Annotated in this window: 1 pseudogene; it reads left to right on the top strand. The window is 72.1% G+C overall.

The features are described 5' to 3' along the window. Positions 1 to 551: pseudogene (locus tag CCN72_RS37755) on the top strand (Tellurium resistance); the annotation flags it as partial.

Genomic DNA, 551 nt, shown 5'->3' with positions numbered 1-551 from the left:
GGTCCGCCTCGCGAAAGTCACCCTCACCAAGGCCGCCCCCTCCGTCTCGCTGGCGAAGCAGGGCGGTACCTCGGGCGTCCTGCGGGTGAACCTCAACTGGCAGATGCGCAAACAGCTTTCGGGCTGGGGCGCGCGCTGGGGCGGCGCCGGTTCCGGGGACCTCGACCTCGACCTGTGCGCCCTGTACGAGCTCACCGACGGCCGCAAGGGCGTCGTCCAGGCGCTCGGCAACTCCTTCGGATCGCTGCACCGGCCGCCGTACATCCATCTCGACGGCGACGACCGCACCGGCGCCGCGGCGAGCGGCGAGAACCTCACCGTCAGCCTCGACCACCTGGCGGACCTGCGCCGCGTCCTCGTCTTCGTCACCGTCTACGAGGGCGCGTCCTCCTTCGCCGGACTGCACGCCACCGTCACCCTCCAGCCGCAGTACGGCGCCCCCGTCGACTTCGCGCTGGACGAGTGCACGGCCCCCTCCACGGTGTGCGCGCTCGCCCTGATCACCAACACGGGCGGCGATCTCGTCGTCCGGCGCGAGGCCCGCTACCTCG

Source organism: Streptomyces murinus (genome assembly GCF_002154555.1).
GTDB lineage: Bacteria > Actinomycetota > Actinomycetes > Streptomycetales > Streptomycetaceae > Streptomyces > Streptomyces murinus.
This window is presented reverse-complemented; position numbering and strand designations above follow the sequence as displayed.